The organism is Kitasatospora sp. NPDC056731 (genome assembly GCF_040687675.1).
Lineage (GTDB): Bacteria > Actinomycetota > Actinomycetes > Streptomycetales > Streptomycetaceae > Kitasatospora.
In genome coordinates, this window is the sequence record NZ_JBFBNR010000008.1 from 171,905 (window position 1) to 187,818 (window position 15,914).

At 72.6% G+C, this 15,914-nt stretch carries 17 protein-coding genes; 4 read left to right on the plus strand and 13 right to left on the minus strand.

Annotated features, from left to right (window positions below; genetic code table 11):
- On the plus strand, nt 1-840 hold the full coding sequence (locus AB0R04_RS10860; protein ID WP_363369948.1) for an isoprenyl transferase: 840 nt from the start codon (nt 1-3) through the stop codon (nt 838-840).
- 78 nt (nt 841-918) lie between these two features.
- On the opposite strand, the gene AB0R04_RS10865 is transcribed toward AB0R04_RS10860, so the two are convergent.
- Genes AB0R04_RS10865 through AB0R04_RS10880 form a run of 4 tightly spaced genes read right to left on the minus strand, consistent with a single transcriptional unit; the run spans nt 919 to nt 4,114 of the window.
- Nucleotides 919-1,329, minus strand: coding sequence for a Fur family transcriptional regulator (locus AB0R04_RS10865; RefSeq protein WP_063347508.1), 411 nt, complete (start codon nt 1,327-1,329; stop codon nt 919-921).
- Nucleotides 1,330-1,364: 35 nt separating this feature from the next.
- A complete protein-coding gene (locus AB0R04_RS10870; protein ID WP_363369950.1) occupies nt 1,365-2,348 on the minus strand; it encodes a metal ABC transporter permease in 984 nt (327 codons plus the stop codon).
- Nucleotides 2,345-3,109, minus strand: a complete 765-nt coding sequence (locus tag AB0R04_RS10875) for a metal ABC transporter ATP-binding protein (protein WP_063347507.1) — start codon at nt 3,107-3,109, stop codon at nt 2,345-2,347. Before AB0R04_RS10875 ends, AB0R04_RS10870 begins: the two co-directional genes overlap by 4 nt.
- 15 nt (nt 3,110-3,124) lie before the next feature.
- Nucleotides 3,125-4,114 carry a metal ABC transporter substrate-binding protein gene (locus AB0R04_RS10880; protein ID WP_363370067.1) on the minus strand — a complete coding sequence of 330 codons (990 nt, stop codon included), beginning with the start codon at nt 4,112-4,114 and terminating at the stop codon, nt 3,125-3,127.
- Between the two features lie 194 nt (nt 4,115-4,308).
- Between AB0R04_RS10880 and AB0R04_RS10885 the strand changes: the two genes are divergently transcribed.
- The gene (locus AB0R04_RS10885; protein WP_363369953.1) at nt 4,309-5,691 is read left to right on the plus strand and encodes a glycine--tRNA ligase; all 1,383 of its coding nucleotides are present in this window, start codon (nt 4,309-4,311) and stop codon (nt 5,689-5,691) included.
- Nucleotides 5,692-5,778: 87 nt separating this feature from the next.
- Here AB0R04_RS10885 and AB0R04_RS10890 read toward each other — a convergent pair whose 3' ends face one another.
- The 6 genes from AB0R04_RS10890 to AB0R04_RS10915 all read right to left on the minus strand — a co-directional run bounded on the left by AB0R04_RS10890 (nt 5,779) and on the right by AB0R04_RS10915 (nt 11,025).
- Nucleotides 5,779-6,858 carry a hypothetical protein gene (locus AB0R04_RS10890; protein ID WP_159398423.1) on the minus strand — a complete coding sequence of 360 codons (1,080 nt, stop codon included), beginning with the start codon at nt 6,856-6,858 and terminating at the stop codon, nt 5,779-5,781.
- A 68-nt stretch (nt 6,859-6,926) separates the two neighbouring features.
- Nucleotides 6,927-8,036, minus strand: coding sequence for a hypothetical protein (locus AB0R04_RS10895; RefSeq protein WP_363369955.1), 1,110 nt, complete (start codon nt 8,034-8,036; stop codon nt 6,927-6,929).
- A complete protein-coding gene (locus AB0R04_RS10900) occupies nt 8,033-8,611 on the minus strand; it encodes an NADAR family protein (protein WP_363369957.1) in 579 nt (192 codons plus the stop codon). Before AB0R04_RS10900 ends, AB0R04_RS10895 begins: the two co-directional genes overlap by 4 nt.
- A gap of 59 nt (nt 8,612-8,670) precedes the next feature.
- Nucleotides 8,671-9,372 (minus strand): hypothetical protein, encoded by a 702-nt coding sequence (locus tag AB0R04_RS10905; RefSeq protein ID WP_363369959.1) that lies wholly within the window; start codon nt 9,370-9,372, stop codon nt 8,671-8,673.
- Between the two features lie 107 nt (nt 9,373-9,479).
- Nucleotides 9,480-10,553, minus strand: coding sequence for a methyltransferase (locus AB0R04_RS10910; protein ID WP_363369961.1), 1,074 nt, complete (start codon nt 10,551-10,553; stop codon nt 9,480-9,482).
- Nucleotides 10,554-10,791: 238 nt separating this feature from the next.
- Nucleotides 10,792-11,025, minus strand: a complete 234-nt coding sequence (locus tag AB0R04_RS10915; RefSeq protein WP_363369962.1) for a hypothetical protein — start codon at nt 11,023-11,025, stop codon at nt 10,792-10,794.
- Nucleotides 11,026-11,231: 206 nt separating this feature from the next.
- On the opposite strand from AB0R04_RS10915, the gene AB0R04_RS10920 reads away from it, so the two are divergent.
- A complete protein-coding gene (locus tag AB0R04_RS10920; protein WP_363369964.1) occupies nt 11,232-12,164 on the plus strand; it encodes a phosphatidylinositol-specific phospholipase C in 933 nt (310 codons plus the stop codon).
- A 121-nt stretch (nt 12,165-12,285) separates the two neighbouring features.
- Here AB0R04_RS10920 and AB0R04_RS10925 read toward each other — a convergent pair whose 3' ends face one another.
- A complete protein-coding gene (locus AB0R04_RS10925) occupies nt 12,286-13,755 on the minus strand; it encodes an MFS transporter (RefSeq protein ID WP_363369966.1) in 1,470 nt (489 codons plus the stop codon).
- 102 nt (nt 13,756-13,857) lie between these two features.
- On the opposite strand from AB0R04_RS10925, the gene AB0R04_RS10930 reads away from it, so the two are divergent.
- Entirely contained in the window at nt 13,858-14,766 is a 909-nt protein-coding gene (locus AB0R04_RS10930; protein ID WP_363369968.1) for a helix-turn-helix transcriptional regulator, read from the plus strand.
- 16 nt (nt 14,767-14,782) lie between these two features.
- Here the strand turns inward: AB0R04_RS10930 and AB0R04_RS10935 are convergent, their stop codons facing one another.
- Nucleotides 14,783-15,169, minus strand: coding sequence for a hypothetical protein (locus AB0R04_RS10935; protein WP_363369970.1), 387 nt, complete (start codon nt 15,167-15,169; stop codon nt 14,783-14,785).
- On the minus strand, nt 15,166-15,810 hold the full coding sequence (locus AB0R04_RS10940; protein WP_363369972.1) for a hypothetical protein: 645 nt from the start codon (nt 15,808-15,810) through the stop codon (nt 15,166-15,168). The genes AB0R04_RS10935 and AB0R04_RS10940 overlap by 4 nt, the downstream gene beginning before the upstream one ends.
- Between the last annotated feature and the right edge of the window lie 104 nt (nt 15,811-15,914).

Here is a 15,914-nt window from a genome sequence, read left to right on the forward strand (position 1 = left end):
ATGGCAGCGCGACGGCTCTTCGGCGGCGGCAAACAGAGGGAGTACCTCCCCCCGACCCCGCACCCCAGTGGCGCACAGCCCCCGAAGATTCCCGGCGAGCTGGTCCCCGGCCACGTCGCCATCGTGATGGACGGCAACGGCCGCTGGGCCAAGGAGCGCGGACTGCCCCGCACCGAGGGCCACAAGGTCGGCGAGTCCGTCGTGCTGGACGTCCTCAAGGGCGCGATCGAGCTCGGCGTGAAGAACATCTCGCTGTACGCGTTCTCCACCGAGAACTGGAAGCGCTCGCCCGACGAGGTGAAGTTCCTGATGAACTTCAACCGGGACGTCATCCACCGCCGCCGCGACGAGATGGACGCGATGGGCGTGCGGGTCCGCTGGGCGGGCCGGATGCCCAAGCTGTGGAAGAGCGTCGTCCAGGAGCTCCAGGTCGCCGAGGAGCAGACCAAGGACAACGACGCCGTCACGCTCTACATGTGCGTCAACTACGGTGGCCGGGCCGAGCTCGCGGACGCCGCGGCGGCCCTCGCGGCCGACGTCGCCGCCGGGAAGCTGGACCCGAAGAAGGTCAACGAGAAGACCCTCGCCAAGTACATGTACCACCCGGACATGCCGGACGTGGACCTGTTCCTGCGCCCCAGCGGCGAGCAGCGCACCTCCAACTTCCTGCTCTGGCAGTCCGCGTACGCCGAGTTCGTGTTCCAGGACGTGCTCTGGCCGGACTTCGACCGCCGCGACCTGTGGCGCGCCTGCGAGCAGTACGCGAGGCGCGACCGCCGCTTCGGCGGGGCGATCCCGAACGAGGTGCCCGAGCCGCTGGACCTGCCCACCCAGCGCTGACGCGGTACGGCGGCGGTACGGCGAAGGGCCCGTGGGAATCGCTCCCACGGGCCCTTCGCCGTACCGGTGCTCCGCTGGTCAGACCTTCTTGGCGCACTCCGCACAGGTGCCGAAGATCTCCAGGGTGTGCGCGATGTCGCTGAACCCGTGCTCCGCGGCGACCGCGTTGGCCCAGCGCTCCACCGCCGGGCCCTCCACCTCGACGGTGGCGCCGCAGTGCCGGCACACCAGGTGGTGGTGGTGTCCGCTGCTGCACCGGCGGTAGACGGCCTCGCCGTCGGCGGTGCGCAGCACGTCCACCTCGCCGGCGTCGGCGAGCGACTGGAGGGTGCGGTAGACCGTGGTCAGACCGACGGAGTCCCCGCGGTGCTTGAGCATGTCGTGGAGCTCCTGCGCGCTGCGGAAGTCCTCGATCTCGTCCAGGGCCGCCGAGACGGCGGCACGTTGCCGGGTCGAGCGGGCGCGCGGCGACGGGCCTGCGGTGGTCACCGTGGGTCCTCCTGGGGTGGTGGGCGTCTCGCACCTCATTGTGCCAGCCCCGCACCCCGCTCCGGAGTGATCGCGTCGGAGGAACCGCGGCCCGGGAGTTGCCCCGGGATCTGATCCGGGGATTGCCCCGGGGATTGTCCCGGGACGGGTTCCGGCAGGGCGACGTCGCAGACCTTCGGTCCGGGGTCCGCGACGCCCCTGCGGTGGCGCCGCCGGGCGAGCGGCGCGGCGAGCAGGCTGAACACCGCGAACACCGCGATGGCGAGCAGCACGATGGCCGGGCCGGAGGGCACGTTGAGGTGGTAGGAGCCGGTGACGCCGGCCAGCGAGACCACCACGCCGAGCGCGATCGAGGCCGCCTGGGTGGCGGCGAACGACCGGGTGAGCTGCTGGGCGGCGACCACCGGGACCACCATCAGGGCGCTGACCAGCAGCAGCCCGACCACCCGCATCGCGACGGTGACGGTGACGGCGGCCATCACCGCGAGCAGCAGGTTGAGCGTGCGCACCGGTAGGCCGGTGACCCGGGCGAAGTCCTCGTCCTGGCAGATCGCGAAGAGCTGCCGGCGCAGGCCGACGGTGACCGCGACGACCACCGCGCCGAGCACCGCGATGGTGATCAGGTCGGCCGGGGCGACGGTGAGGATGGAGCCCCACAGGTAGCTCTCCAGCGAGCCGGCGCCGGCCTGGGCGGAGAGCGAGACGAGCAGCTTGCCGCAGGCCATGCCGCCGTAGAAGAGCATCGCCAGGGCGATGTCGCCGCGCTGGTTGCCGCGCGAGCGGACCAGTTCCATCGTGACGGCGCCGAGCACGCAGACCAGCACGGCCATCCAGACCGGGCTGGTCTGGAAGATGAAGCCGAGGCCGACGCCGGTCATCGCGACGTGCCCCATGCCGTCGCCCATCAGGGCCTGCCGGCGCTGCACCAGGTAGATGCCGACGGCCGGGGCGGTGATCCCGACCAGGACGGCGGCGAGCAGGGCGCGCTGCATGAAGTCGTAGGAGAGCATCTCGGTCATGCCAGCAGCCTCGGCGGGGTGTGGTCGGCGTGCGGGTGGACGTGGTCGTGGCCGGGCAGCGCGTGCAGTCCGGTGTTGGGCACGGGCGGGCCGTCGTGTGCGACGCAGCCGTCCCGCAGCACCACGGCGCGGTCGATCAGCGGTTCCAGCGGCCCGAGTTCGTGCAGCACGAGGAGGACGGCGGCGCCGCGGGAGACCTCGGCGCGCAGGGTGTCGGCGAGCACCTGCTGGCTGGCGGCGTCCACGCCGGCCATCGGCTCGTCCATGATCAGCAGGTCGGGGGTGCCGACCAGGGCGCGGGCGATCAGCACCCGCTGCTGTTGGCCGCCGGACAGGTCGGCGACGCCGTCCCCGGCGCGCTCCAGCATGCCGACGGCGGCGAGCGCGCGGTCGACCGCCGCGCGGTCCCGGCGGCGGAACGGCAGCAGCCGGTGCTGCGGCAGCCGCCCGGTGGAGACCACTTCGCGCACGGTGGCCGGCACGCCGGAGGCGGCGGTGGTGCGCTGCGGGACGTACCCGATCCGGTGCCAGGCGCGGAAGCCGGCGTACGGGATGCCGAACAGCTCCAGCGTGCCCTGCCCCAGCGGGACGGAGCCGATGACGGCCTTGACGGTGGTGGACTTGCCGGAGCCGTTGGCGCCGAGCAGGGCGACCACCTCGCCGGGCTGGACGGTGAGGTCGACGCCGCGCAGCACCGGCCGACCGCCGCGGGAGGCGACGGCGTCGCGGAGGCGGACGGCCGGGGGTATCGGGTGGGTCATGGTGCTGTCGTCCCGTCAGCTGGTGGGGGTGCCGGTCGCGGTGGGAGTGGTGCCGGTCGCGGCGGGGGTGGCGCCGAGGGCGGCCTGGAGGTTGGCCAGGTTCTGCTTCATGACCGAGAGGTAGTCATCCTTGCCCGGGTCCTTGACGCCCTCCAGCGGGTCCAGCACGGCGGTCTTGAGGCCGAGGTCCTTGGCGACGGTGTCGGCGAGCTTGGGGCTGACCAGGGTCTCGAAGAAGATCGTGGTGACGCCGTTGTCCTTGGCGGCCTTCTGCACGTCGGCGAGGCGGGCCGGGGTGGGCTCGGACTCGGGGTCGACGCCGTTGATGGCGACCTGGGTGAGGCCGTAGTGGTCGGCGAGGTAGCCGAAGGCGGCGTGGCTGGTGACGAAGGTCCTGGACTTGGCGTCCTTCAGGCCGTCCCGGAACTCCTGGTCCAGCGTGGTCAGCCGGCCGACCAGGTCGTCGGTGTTCTTGCGGTAGTCGTCGGCGTGGGCCGGGTCGGCCTTGGCGAACCCGTCGCCGACGCTCTTGGCGATCGCCGCGTAGCGGGTCGGGTCGAGCCAGATGTGCGGGTCGCCGGCCGGGCCGTCGTGCTGGTGGCCGTCGGCCTCGGTGCCCTCGTCGAGGTGGTGGTCGACCAGCGGGCTGGCGGCGGTGGCGTCGATCTTGTACTTGGCCGAGGACTGGCCGACGGCCTGGTCGACGGTGGGCTGCAGGCCCTTGAGGTAGATGATCGCGTCGGACTTCTGGACGGTGGCGACCTGCTTGGCGGTGAGCTCCAGGTCGTGCGGCTCGACGCCGGCCGCGGTGAGGTCGGTGACCGTGACGTGGTCCTTGCCGATCTGCTGGGCCAGGTACTCCATCGGGTAGAAGGAGGCGACGACCTTCAGCTTGCCGTCGGCGCTCTGGGCGCTGCTGCTGCCACCGCAGGCGGTCAGGACGAGGGAGGCGGTGAGGGCGGTGGCGGCGATGGCTATGGAGCTGCGGGTACGTCGTCCGATCATCATGACAATCATTCTCATCTTATCTGGAAATGATTGTCAACTCACTCGGACGGGTGAACGGCAGGTGGCCGTGGCTGGGAGGGGCCGGACGATACCGATTTGAACCCCGTACCCGTATGGCCGGTAACCTGAGGTATTCGGGTACGCGCAACCAGCCGTGCCCTGACCGTGCCGTACGTACTGAAGAGAGCACTGTGGCCGCCGACAAGATCGACACGATCGTCAGCCTGAGCAAGCGCCGTGGCTTCGTCTACCCCTGCAGCGAGATCTACGGCGGCACGCGTGCCGCCTGGGACTACGGGCCGCTGGGCGTCGAACTCAAGGAGAACATCAAGCGCCAGTGGTGGCGCGCGATGGTCCAGGCCCGTGAGGACGTCGTGGGACTCGACTCGTCGGTGATCCTCGCGCGCGAGGTGTGGGAGGCCTCCGGCCACGTCGCCACCTTCAACGACCCGCTGACCGAGTGCCTCTCCTGCCACAAGCGCCACCGGGCCGACCACCTGGAGGAGAAGTACGAGGCCAAGCACGGTTTCCCGCCGCCGAACGGCCTCAAGGACGTCAACTGCCCCGACTGCGGCACCAAGGGCCAGTTCACCGAGCCCAAGGACTTCTCGGGCATGCTGAAGACCCACCTCGGCGTCACCGAGGAGGCCAGCGGCCTGGCCTTCCTGCGGCCCGAGACCGCCCAGGGCATCTTCACCAACTTCAAGGCCGTCCAGACCACGTCGCGCAAGAAGCCGCCGTTCGGCATCGCCCAGACCGGCAAGAGCTTCCGCAACGAGATCACCCCCGGCAACTTCATCTTCCGCACCCGCGAGTTCGAGCAGATGGAGATGGAGTTCTTCGTCAAGCCGGGCGAGGACGAGCAGTGGCACGAGTACTGGCTCCAGCAGCGCTGGGACTGGTACGTCGACCTCGGCCTGCGCACCGAGAACATGCGCTTCTTCGAGCACCCGAAGGAGAAGCTCTCCCACTACGCCAAGCGCACGGTGGACATCGAGTACCGCTTCAACTTCGGCGGTAGCGAGTACTCCGAGCTGGAGGGCGTCGCCAACCGCACCGACTACGACCTGCGGGTGCACAGCGAGGCGTCCGGCCAGGACCTCAAGTACTTCGACCAGGAGAGCGGCGAGCGGTACTTCCCGTTCGTCATCGAGCCGGCGGCCGGCCTCAACCGCGCCATGCTGGCCTTCCTGATCGACGCCTACTTCGAGGACGAGGCGCCCAACGCCAAGGGCGTCATGGAGAAGCGCGTCGGCATGCGGCTCGACCCGCGCCTGGCCCCGGTCAAGGTCGCCGTCCTGCCGCTGTCGCGCAACACCGACCTCTCCCCGAAGGCCCGCGGCCTCGCCGCCGACCTGCGCACCGCGTGGAACGTCGAGTTCGACGACGCCGGCGCCATCGGCAAGCGCTACCGCCGCCAGGACGAGATCGGCACGCCGTTCTGCGTCACCGTCGACTTCGACACCCTTGAGGACAACGCGGTGACCGTCCGCGACCGCGACACCATGTCGCAGGAGCGCGTCTCGCTCGACCAGGTCAAGGCGTACCTGGGTGCGCGACTGATCGGCTGCTGAGCCCGCTCAGCCCTTCTGGAGCCCTCGTTCGCCCCGGTCCGTCCGGGGCGGGCGGGGGCTCCCGCGTTCTGTTCCCCGTCTGCGGTTCTACCGTCTGCCCCAGCGGGAACGGGGGGCCGCGGCCGGTTCGGTCGGCAGGCCGGCGCTGCGCAGGGCGGCCAGCGTCGTCCGGTGCCGGGCGCCGTCGGCGAGCAGCGCGGCGAGCAGCCGCCCGTACAGCTCCGGGCTGGTGTCCAACGCGGCCGCCAGCTTGACCAGCTCCACCGGCGGGCGCAGCGCCGCCAGCTCGTACAGCAGGACGGTCGCGAGCTCGGCCGGCAGCTCCGTCGCCAGCGCGGCCAGCTCCGCCGTCGGCCGGCCGGCCGCCTGGCGCAGCAGCGTCCGCACGTCGGCGTGCCGGCCCGTACGGCGGAGGCCGGTCGCCAGCGCCGTCAGCTCCGGCGTCGGCGCCGAACCCCACTCCCAGAGCAGCGTCGCGCCGTCCGCACCCTGACCGGCCCGCTCCAGCGCGGCCAGCAGGGCGGGCAGCGCCGACGCCGGATAGCCCCAGAACGCGTGGAACAGCTCGGCCGCCTCCTCCGCCAGTCCCAGCTCGCGCAACTCCGCCAGCATCGCCACCGCCTGCTCCGGCGCGCACTGCGCGGCGCTCCTGGCCAGGTGCAGGGACGCGCCCGTCGGGCCGCGCCGGGAGAGCATGCCGACCAGCAGCGCGGCGTCGGCCGGGTCGAGGCCGGTGGCCGCCCGGGACAGCAGCTCCGTCGCCTCGGCGAAGGCGCCGGCGCGGTGCAGGGCCGCCACCCGCTCGGCGAGGGCGCCGATGTCGGGGCGGGCGGGCCGGGCCTGGGGCGGCGGGGCCTGGGCCGGTTGCGGCTCCGGCGGTCGGCTCCTCAGCCGGTTCTCCAACGCCTCCAGCCGATCGCTCAGTTGGAGGCAGCGGGCGCCCAGGCCCTCGCGCAGCGTGCGCGCCTGCGCCAGCTGCCGCAGCAGGTCCCCGTCCGGCCGCTGACGGCCCGGCGCCGCCCGGATCGCCTCGTTCAACCGCCGCTCCCGCTGGCTCGCGTAGCGGCTCGCGCGGAGTAACTCGTCCAGTTCCGCCCGGAGTTCGTACGCCTGCTGCTCGCCCTCCGGGTCCTGGCCCGCGGATTGTGCCGTCGGCCGCATGCGCATGATCGCCCCACCCCGTCCATCTCTCCCCTGACTGCGGGACATCCTGGCGTCGCTATATGGCGGGGGAGTTAAGGGAGCACGTCCAGTCGTGCGCGACTGGTGTCAAGGAGCGCGCAGACGGCGGTCGTTGCAAGAAGTGCGCCGGTCGCGCTCCGCAGCAGGGTCGCCTCGTAGTACGAGCCGGGTGCGACCACGGCGACGGCGCAGCCGACGGCCGCCCCGACCAGGGCGGCGGGGATCAGGCGGACCGTCCGTACCGCAGGAAGGAGCACCACGAGCCCCGCGACGGCCGCCAGTTCGGGGGTTCCGAAGGAGACGCCGTAGCGGACGGCCAGCGCGGGGACGAAGAACAGGACGAGGGCCCGCCCGAGCGTGCCGGTCAGCGCGGTGGTGTGCGGGCCGGCCGGACCGCCGCTCCACGGCACGAACCGGGTGGCGGCCAGGACCGCCAACGCGACCAGCGCGCCGGCGAGATGGTCGCCGAGTCGGCCCAGGTTGTACAGCAGCGCGGTGTCGTACAGCGTCAGCATCAGCGTGCCGAACGCCCACAGGTCGAGCGTGAACAGCACCGGGCCGCGGGGTGGCCGGGCCTGTTCGTGGGAGGCCAGCCAGACGAGCAGCGGTGGTGTGACGAGCGCGGACACCGTCCGCAGCGCGATGTCGTCCACCGTGTACGGATTCCGCAGGTCCCACTCCACCGCGCAGAACGCCACCGTGTAGGAGGCGGCGGCGAGTCCGGTCAGCGGCGAGCGCATCGCCCGGACGTAGAGGCCGTGGTCCAGGCGTCGCAGCACGGCGGCGAACGCCAGGAGCACCAGCGGGAGTTCGAGGAACGCCTGGACGCGGAGCACGGTGGGTGCGAGCAGCTCGGGCGCGGGGAAGTGTGCCGCCAGCCAGTCGATCGCCGGGTTGCCGCGCGGCACGTCGAACCACCCGGGCGGCAGGTAGCGGGCGACGAACGCCGTACTCCCGTCCCGCACCCGCTGCACGTACACGGCGAACAGCACCTGGTTCAGATAGACGAGCGCCACGACCAGCGCGAGCGCCCCCTCCGGGCCGAAACGCCCCCCGCGCCCCGGCCGGACCTCGCGCCGCCGCCACGCCCTGGGCGCCAGGGCCAGCGCGGCGGCGGCCGACACCACCACCGTGCCGTCCAGCACCGGGCCGACCGCCCTCATGCGGCGAGCCGTGCCCGCGCCTCCATCAGGGCGAAGCCGAGCAGGTTCAACCCCCGCCACTCGTCCGGCCGTTCGGCGCGGATGTCGTCGGCCGCGAGCCCGATGCCCCAGATCCGGTCCACCGGGCTGGCCTCGACCAGGACGCGGTCGCCGGTGCCCAGCAGGTAGGCGCGCAGCGCCTCGTCCTGCCCGAACTTCGCGACGTTCCCCTCGACGACCAGCTCGAACCGGCCGGCCGTCCAGGCCGCGTCGTCGAACCCCTTGACCAGCCGCCCCAGCTTCTTCGCCTCGGCCGGCGTGTGGGCCGCCAGCACCCGCTGCTCGATGGCCTCGTCCCCGAACATCCGGGCCTTGCCCGCCATCATCCAGTGCTCGGCGGACGCGTACGCCACCCCGTCGACGGTGAACTGCCCGGGCCACCACTGGCTCAGGCACTCCCGCCGCGTCCCCCCGCCCTTCCGCTCGGTGTGCCCCCAGAACATCAGCCACTTCGGCCGCACCCCGGCGGCCGTCAGCGCCGCCAGCTCCGCCCGGCTACGGACGTCGGCAGGGCTCCCCACGCGCATCTCGCTCATATCGTCATTCTGACGCAAAGGGGGCCGTCGGGCCAGCGGGTTTTCGGTGGGCGGTCGGGTCAGTTGGCGGGCAGTGCGCTCGCCATGTCCCGGAAGCGGGGCGACACCCGCATCATGCCGTCCGAGCCGACGTTGAGGTTCTCGATCCAGCCGTCCCGGTACCAGAAGAGCGACGGGGTCAGCGGGGCCGGGTCGCCGGCCGCGAGCTCCTTCGACAGGTCGATCAGGAAGCGGATGGCGTTCAGCGACAGGCTGGTACGGATCGGGACCGCGCAGAGCGCGTTGTTCGTCGGCAGGGCGACGAGGGCCCCGTTGGGCAGCTCGACGCCCCCTCCCAGGGCGTTCTCCAGGCGCAGCGCGTGGGCGGCTCCGGGCCAGGCCCCCATCCCGTTGACGGTGTGGATGGTGTCGCCGTTGGACGCGTCGAAGGTCCGCCGGTTGAGTTGCTCGGTGGCCAGGTTCGCGAAGGCCCGCTCCCACAGCTCGGCCCGGCTGATGCTCCACTGGTCGGCGGCGTGTTCGGCTATCGACAGGGCCTCGGTCTTTCCGGCCCGCTTGCCGGCGTCCACGCAGAGGACGACCGACAACTCGTCGTCGATCTGCCGCGCCATCGGATCGGGCCCCAGGCCGCGGCTCCTGGTGATCAGGAGCCGCAGTCGGTCCCGGACCTCGAAGACCGAGATATTCGCCAGCGCCTGGCACGGGCCGTGCTCGTCGCACAGCGGCTTCGGAAGGTTCTTGCGGCTGCCGAACAGCGGCATGGGTGACTCCCTGGGTGGTTGCGATGGTCGGACCGAGCCACAGCATTCCATCGGTCGGCCCTGCCGTCCCGGGATCACTCCATTCCCGGAGGTGTTCTGTCGATCCGTCAGATGGTGGCGTGCTCCCAGAGGAGGGCGGGGTGGCCGTCGATCCAGTAGTGGGTCGCCCGGTCGGTGATCCGCACGCGGACGGCGGTGAGGTCGGGGCGGCCGGCCTCCTGCCAGGCGGTGAGGATGCGCTCGACCTCGTCCCAGAGCGGGACCGGGCCGTATTGGTGGACCGTCCAGCCGTAGGTGTCGTCGGCGACCTCGGCGGCGGATCCGAGGGTGGCCAGGTAGTAGATCGACTCCAGATCCTCCCCGATCGATACGGTGAACTTTGCGCTGGGGAAGGCGAGTTGGGCGAGGAGGGCCGGCGTCGGTTCGTTGAGGAGGGCGGGGGAGACATGTGCCAGCCGCTTCGGCGCGGCCGCCTCCGCCCGGGCCGCGAGGCCCCCGACCCGGGCCGTCGGGGGCTCGGGGCGGACGGGAGGGAGGGTGGAACGGTCGATGAACCGGCCGTCGGCGGTGCCGTCGGCGGTGATGGTGACCCTGGCCAGGCCGGCGCCCTCGGGCCAGGTGCCGACCGTGGCCAGGATCGTGCCGCCGGGCTTGGCCCGCTGCACCCAGGCGTAGGGGATGCGGCGCACCGCGTGGGTGGCGATCACCCGGTCGTACGTGACTTTCGGGTCGGCCTCGACGGTGCTGACGTTGCGCTCGCCGAGGAGGTGGCGGAGCAGGGCCGTCGAGTAGCCCGTGCCGGTGCCGATCTCCAACACGGTGTGCCCGTCCTCGGCGCCCAGGGCGTCGATCATGCGGACGGTGGCGGCCGGGGTGGTGGTGGAGGCGGTGGGGAAGCCCCGGACGGGCGCGGAGACCTGGTCGGCGGTCAGGTGGCCGTTGAGCTGGGTGACCAACGACCGGTTGCTGTAAGCGAGTTCGACCCACTCCGCCGGATCGGCGCCGAGCTCGGTCACCGGCCGCCAGCGGCGCCTGCCGGTGGACACGAACACCCCGGGGCGCAGGAACGGCTCCCGGGGGACGGCCTCCACGGCCGCCCGCAGCGCCGGGCTGGTCAGGGCGCCGCCCGCCTCAAGCCGGTCGGCGAGCGCACGGCGGGCTGCTGCGGTGTCCGGGGTCATGGTTCTCCTTCCTGGGGCGGGCGTGTGCGTCTGCGCTGGATCGCCCCGCTGAGTGCGGAGTTGACCAGAACGGTGACAACGCAGAGTACGAGGAGGAAGGAGGGGTTCGCCAAGAGAGCCCCTAGAAGACTGATGAAGATGTTGAAAGCGCGCCCGGCTTGTACCAGTTCGACCTGATTGATATTTACCGGCAATCTGGGGTGAGTCGGGCGGCCAGAGCAAGATCTTCAAGAGGCTTCTAGGAGTAGTGCTTGTGCAGGTCGTCGCTGATCAGCCCGGTGCCGTGGTGGACGGCCAGGCTGGAGTAGGTTCCGCGCAGTTGGGCGGCGTGGGCGGTTCGCTGGTGTTCGATCAGCAGCCCTTCGGTGTCGTCCGAGTGGCCGCTGCGGGCGCGCTCTCGGCGACTCAGGAAGACGGTCGTGCCGATGATGGTGGCCACGAGTGCGACCAGGAACGCGATGACGAAGGTCATGAGGTCTCACCTTTCCCCCGGGCCTGGATCGTCCCATGACGAACCATCTCCACGGAAGGGTCAATTCCACCCGACCCGCCGCACGAGAAGTCGGCCAGGCCGACTTCCTGCGCCGGGCGCCACGGGTTTCGGGGCCCGTCCCATCGAGCAGATCGGGGAGGGGGCATGACAACTCCCCCTTCCAGAGGTCGATGTGAGGAGCCCGCATGAGCCCCACCCGTCGTGACGTCCTGCGCTGGGGAGCCGGTGCCGGCGGCGCCCTCCTGGCCGCCGCCGCGTTCAGCCCGGACGCGGCGGCAGCCGCCGCCGTCAGCCCGTCCGCCTGGATGAGCGCCCTGGACGACGCCACGCCGCTGACCGCCCTGACGATCCCCGGCACCCACGACTCCTGCTGCACCGACCCGCTGCACGGCACCGAGTGGTCCCACACCCAGAACTGGGGCCTGCCCGAGCAGCTCCAGCGCGGCATCCGCTTCCTCGACATCCGCTGCAACGGGCTCGCCGGGACGGCCGACGAACTCGGCATCTACCACAGCGACAACTACCAGTACGTCCGCCTCCAGGACGTCCTCGACCAGTGCCGCGCCTTCCTCGCCGCCAACCCGGGCGAGGGCCTGGTCATGCGCGTCAGGAACGAGTACGCGGGCGGGAACCGGCTCGACGACACCGAGTTCCAGCGCCGGATCAACCACTACCTGGACGGTCTCGGCTACCGGGGCCTGTTCTGGACGAACCCCTGGTGGCCCACCCTCGGCCAGGTCCGCGGCCGCGTCGTCCTCGCCGCCGACTTCGCCAACCCCTGGTCCGTCATCCAGTGGTCGAGCGCCACCAACACCTGGTTCGCCACCCAGGACACCTTCCAGGGCATCAGCCTCGCCGCCAAGTCCAAGGCCGTCACCGACTGGTTCGACCGCGCCTTCCTCGACCAGGGCTCCCCGCGGATGTACGTGAACTTCACCAGCTACGCCAACGGCGGCTGGCCCAAGGTCAACGCGGCCGCCATCGTGCCTCCCGTCCGCGACTACCTGAACGCCCGCCGCCAGCAGCCCGCCCACTTCGGCATCGTCCCGATGGACTTCCCCGATTTCCACACCGACGTCCTGCAACTGCTCATCGACAAGAACTTCATCGGCCGCTGACCGGGCCCCGGCCCAGCCCGCCGATTCGCCGTCGCCGACGCCCCGCGACGTGCCGGCGGCCCCGCGATCGGGTGTCGATCGCGGGGCCGTTGCCGTTGCCCGTGGCCCGGGGCCGGTGGGCTCAGCCGATGGAGCGGGGGAGGCGGGTGGTCAGGTACAGGATGACGAAGGAGCCGATGAGCTGAAGGCCCAGGCAGAGGGCGAGGGCGCGGTCCATGCCGAGGCTGGGGGAGAGCGACAGGTAGAGGGTGCCGAGGGTGGCGACGCCGAGGGCGAGGCTGGACTGCTGGCCGGTGGCCAGGACGCCGCTGCCGACGCCGGCCCGGGCGGCGGGCACCTTGGCGAGGACGACGCGGAACAGCGGGGTGCCGATCAGGCCTTGTCCGATGCCGGCGAGGGCGACGCCGGGCGCCATCCGCAGCGGGGAGAAGTGCGACCAGTCGGCGAGGACGGTGACGGCGAGGGTGGCCAGGCCGGCGGCCTGGATGACGGCGCCCGCGCTCAGCACCCGGCTGCCGTAGCGGCCGATCAGGCGGGGGCCGGAGAGCGAGGCGGTGAAGTAGCCGACGGCCATCGGGACGAGCGCCCAGCCGGCCGCGACCGGGCCGAGGTGCAGGCCCTGCTGGAGGGCGACGGCGATGACGAACATGAAGCCGCCGAAGCCGGCGAAGTAGGGCAGGGCGATGCCGAGGCCGCGCCGCATCTCGGGGATGCGCAGCAGGGACGGCGGCACCAGCGGGGTGGCGCCGCGCTGCTCCGCCCGGCGTTCGACCAGGACGAAGGCGGCGGCGAGGACGGGGAACAGTGCGAGCAGCACCCAGGACCAGAGCGGCCAGCCGGCGGCGCGGCCCTCCATCAGCGGGACGAGCAGGGCGAGCAGCGAGGCGGTGAGCAGGACGGTGCCGGGCACGTCGACGCGGGCGGCCTGGGTGGCCCGGCTCTCCGGGACGTAGCGGACGGCGAGGACCATGGTGAGCAGCGCGAACGGCACGTTGAGCAGGAAGACGGAGCGCCAGCCGGTGCCGAACAGGTCGGCGGCGACGAGCATGCCGCCGAGCACCTGCCCGATGACCACGGAGATGCCGCCGACGGCGCCGTAGATGCTGAGGGCGCGGCCGCGCCGGGCGCCGTCGGTGGCGGCGGTGATGGTGCCGAGGACCTGCGGGATCAGCAGCGCGGCCGAGGCGCCCTGGGCGGCGCGGGCGGCGACCAGGGTCCAGGCGCCGGGGGCGAGGCCGCAGGCGAGCGAGGTGAGGGCGAAGGTGGCGGCGCCGACGACGAAGAGCCGGCGGCGGCCGAAGATGTCGCCGAGGCGCCCGCCGAGGACGAGCAGGACGGCGAAGGCGATGCCGTAGCCGGCGGCGACGAGTTCGAGGACGGCGGGCCCGGCGGCCAGGTCGTGGTCGATGGTGGGCAGCGCGACGTTGACGATGAAGAAGTCGAGCATCGGCAGGAAGGCCCCGAGCAGGACGGTGACCAGCCCGGCGGTGCCGAGGGAGGGGGCGGCGGTGCGGGCGGCGGTCGCGGTCGCGGTGCCGGGGGTGGTGGCGGCGCGGACCGGGTCGGGGGCGACGGCGAGTTGTTGGGTCACGGGTCCTACGATCCGCCTGGCCGTACCCTGGTACCAGAGTGTGGTTATCCAGGTATAAGAAGTACCTGGCAACAGGCTCCGGGCTGGCGCATGCTAGGAACCATGAGCCTCACCACCCCGGTCGCGCAAGCCCGGTCCGCCTCGGTCGCGCAAGCCCGGACCGCCCCGGCGACGCAAGCCCGGACCGCCCCCGACGACGCCCGCCGGCACGACCTGGCGGCCTTCCTGCGCAGCCGCCGCGAGCGGATCGCCCCCGACCAGGTGGGCCTGCCCCCGACCGGCCGCCGCCGCACGCCGGGGCTGCGCCGCGAGGAGGTCGCGCAGCTCGCCGCCGTCGGGGTGACCTGGTACACGTGGTTGGAGCAGGGGCGCGACATCCAGGTGTCCACCCAGGTGCTGGACGCGGTCTCCCGCGCCCTGCTGCTGGACCCGAGCGAGCGTGCGCACCTGTTCACCCTGGCCGGCGCGGAGGACCCGGCGCCGGTGAAGGAGTGCCCCTCGGTCACCCCGAGCGTGCGGCTGGTGCTGGAGCAGATGGCGCCGTACCCGGCCGTGGCGGTCAACACCCGCTACGACGTGCTCGCGTACAACGCCCAGTACACCGCGATCATCGGCGATCTCAACGAACTTCCGCCCGAGGACCGCAACTTGATGTGGCTGGCGTTCACCCCCTCGCGGTTCCGCGAGGTGCTGATCGACTACCGGACCGAACGCCTCGGCATGGTGGCCCGGTTCCGCGCCGCGATGGCCGACCACAGCGCGGAGCCCGCCTGGAAGGCACTGCTGGCCCGACTGCTCACCTCGCCGGACTTCGCGGAGGTCTGGCAGCGGCACGAGGTGATGGGGCCGAGCAACGGGATCAAGCGGTTCCAGGTGCCGGGCGTCGGACTGCTGCGCTGCGAGTACACCAGCTTCTGGCTCGGCCCCCGACTCGGGACGCGGATGATCACGTACACCCCGCTGGACGAGGAGACCCGCGCGCTGATGAGCCAGCTGCCCAGCAGCTTCTAGCCCCTCCTGACGGCTTCTAGCGGGTGGCGAGGACGGCGCGCCCGAGCAGCACGCACACCACCGCGAGCGGCAGTTCGACGCCGAGCGCCATCACCAGGGCGGCGAGCACCGCGTGGCCCGGGCCGGCGCAGGCGATGTCGGCCAGCGCGTCCCCCGCGAGCAGCAGGGCCACCGCTCCGCCGGCCCAGCCGGCGGCGGCGCTGCGCCGGCGCAGCAGGGCGTCGAGCGAGAGCAGCGCGGAGAACTCCAGCAGGTCGAGCACGACCCACGGGGTCTCGTGGCAGGCGGCGAGGACCGCGAGCCAGGGCAGCAGAGCGACGGCGGCCACGACGGGCACCCGCTCGAAGCGGGCGGGCAGGACGAGGGCGGCGGCCGGGCGGCCGACGAGGACGGCGGTGCTCATGCGGCCCCTCCGGCGACCGGGGCTCCTCCGGCGACCGAGGCCTCGCCCGCGATCGCGACCTCGCCCCGGCGCCGCACCCGCTCCAGCGGCTGCCGCTCGGTGGTGTCCCCGCCGGGGTGCCGGACCAGCACCCCGGTGTACGGGCCCTCGGCCCAGGCGAGCCAGAACCGCCCGGCGACCGCGACCACCTCGGCGCCGACGGCCGGCCGCTCGAACCGGAACGGCCCGGCCGACCAGAGCGACCGTACGGACCAGAGCGAGCGTACGGCCCGGAACGGCCCGGCCAGCCGCCCGGCGGTGAACGCCACCGCGGGCGCGCTGCCGTCGGCCGCCAGCCGGCCCCAGGCGAGCACGTGGTGCGCCCGCCCGCCGGCCGGGCTGCGACGAGCACCGCGCAGCAGCTGCGGGGTGAGCCGGGCGGCGACCAGGACATCGGCCAACTCGCCGTCCTGGTACACCTCCAGCGCGGCCCGGCCGCGGCGGCCGACCAGGCTGCGGACCGACCAGGGCCCGGCCCCGACCGGCAGCGTCCCCTCCGGCCCCGCCGTCCGGCGGAGCGCGTCCCCGGGAACACCCCCGTGGCTCCCGGGGACGGGCCGCCGGTGCGGCGGGGTGGCGGAGTGCGATGCGGTGCTCGTCATGCCGTCCAGCTTCCCGTCGATCATGGGTCGCTGTCGGTGGTGCCGTGCTCCGAATCCGGGGTGTACCTAGATACACCCCGACCGTGAGCCCCCCTTCATGGCGG